The sequence below is a fragment of the Aeromonas bivalvium genome, assembly GCF_000819765.1.
Lineage (GTDB): Bacteria > Pseudomonadota > Gammaproteobacteria > Enterobacterales > Aeromonadaceae > Aeromonas > Aeromonas bivalvium.
This window is the reverse complement of the sequence record NZ_CDBT01000045.1, coordinates 1-1,695: the sequence shown is the minus strand read 5'-3', so window position 1 is coordinate 1,695 and position 1,695 is coordinate 1. Positions and strand designations below refer to the sequence as shown.

Genomic DNA, 1,695 nt, shown 5'->3' with positions numbered 1-1,695 from the left:
ATGAGCGCCTGAGCGGCCCCTGCAAGCTGCTGCTCACCACCTACTTCGGATCCGTGGCCCATCAGCGCGACATCATCACCAGCCTGAAGGTGGATGGCCTGCACCTGGATCTGGTGGCTGCCCCCGAGCAGCTGGAGACGCTTGTCCCGCATCTGCCGGCCCAGTGGGTGATTTCCGCTGGTGTCATCAATGGCCGCAACGTCTGGCGTGCCAACCTGGCCAAGCTGGCGCCGACCCTGAAAACGCTGAAGGACAAGCTGGGCGAGCGCCTCTGGGTGGCTTCCTCCTGCTCATTGCTGCACAGCCCGGTGGATCTCACCCTGGAGCACGAGCTGGATGCCCAGACCCGCAGCTGGTTCGCCTTCGCCCTGCAAAAGTGCTACGAGCTGGGGCTGCTTTCCGACTACCTGGATGGCGGCGCTCTGGACAAAATCGAGGCTTACAGCCAGCCCATCGTGGATCGGGAATCCGACAGCCGGGTTCACAAGCAGGGGGTGCAGTCCCGTCTGGCTCAGTTGACCGAATCCGAGTTCAATCGCCACAGCGCTTACGAGCAGCGGGCCCAGGCGCAGCGCGCAGATCTCAAGCTGCCGCTGCTGCCCACCACCACCATAGGCTCCTTCCCGCAGACCTCGGAAATCCGGGTGCTGCGCCAGGACTGGCGTGCCGGTCGCATCGACGACACGGCCTACGAGGCGGGCATCCAGGCCCAGATCAAGGATGCCATCCTGCGCCAGGAGGCCATCGGGCTGGACGTGCTGGTGCACGGCGAGGCCGAGCGCAACGACATGGTAGAGTATTTCGGCGAGCTGCTGGACGGCTTTGCCATCACCCGCTTTGGCTGGGTACAGAGCTATGGCTCCCGCTGCGTCAAGCCGCCGGTGATCACCCGTGACATCGACCGCCCGACCCCCATGACCCTCGAATGGACCAAATTTGCCCAGAGCCTGACCGACAAGCCGGTGAAAGGCATGCTGACCGGCCCCGTGACCATCCTCTGCTGGTCCTTCCCGCGCGAAGACGTGAGCCGCGAGCAGTCCGCCCTGCAAATTGGTCTGGCCATTCGCGACGAGGTGGCGGATCTGGAAGCCGCCGGCATCAAGATCATCCAGATCGACGAGCCGGCGATCCGCGAAGGGCTGCCCCTGCGCAAGCAGGACCACCAGGCTTATCTCGACTGGGCGGTGCGCGCCTTCCGTCTGAGCGCAAGCCCCGTGGTGGACAGCACCCAGATCCACACCCACATGTGCTACAGCGACTTCAACCTCATCATAGAGGCGGTGGCGGCCCTGGACGCCGATGTGATCACCATAGAGACCAGCCGTAGCCAGATGCAGTTGCTGGGGGCGTTCGAGCGCTTCAACTACCCCAACGAGATCGGCCCGGGCGTCTACGACATCCACTCCCCCAACGTGCCGAGCCAGGGCTGGATTGAGGATCTGATCCGCAAGGCGGCCAAACAGATCCCGGCCGAGCGGCTCTGGGTCAACCCGGACTGCGGCCTCAAGACCCGCGGCTGGGAAGAGACCACGGCAGCCCTCAAGGTGATGGTCGATGCCACCAAGGCACTGCGGGCCGAGCTGGCCTGAGCAACCCCTACCTCGGCAAGCAGCCACAGAGGACGAAGATGACGAAGGAGGGAAGGCGCAAGCCTTCCCTCCTTTTTGCATGCTGGTTCTGGGGGGGGGGGGGGGG

The 1,695-nt window shown here is 64.6% G+C and carries 1 protein-coding gene; it reads left to right on the top strand.

The features are described 5' to 3' along the window. Nucleotides 1-1,589, top strand: a 1,589-nt coding sequence (gene metE, locus BN1119_RS13250; RefSeq protein WP_041998705.1) for a 5-methyltetrahydropteroyltriglutamate--homocysteine S-methyltransferase, incomplete at its 5' end; no start/stop codon positions are given. Between the last annotated feature and the right edge of the window lie 106 nt (nucleotides 1,590-1,695).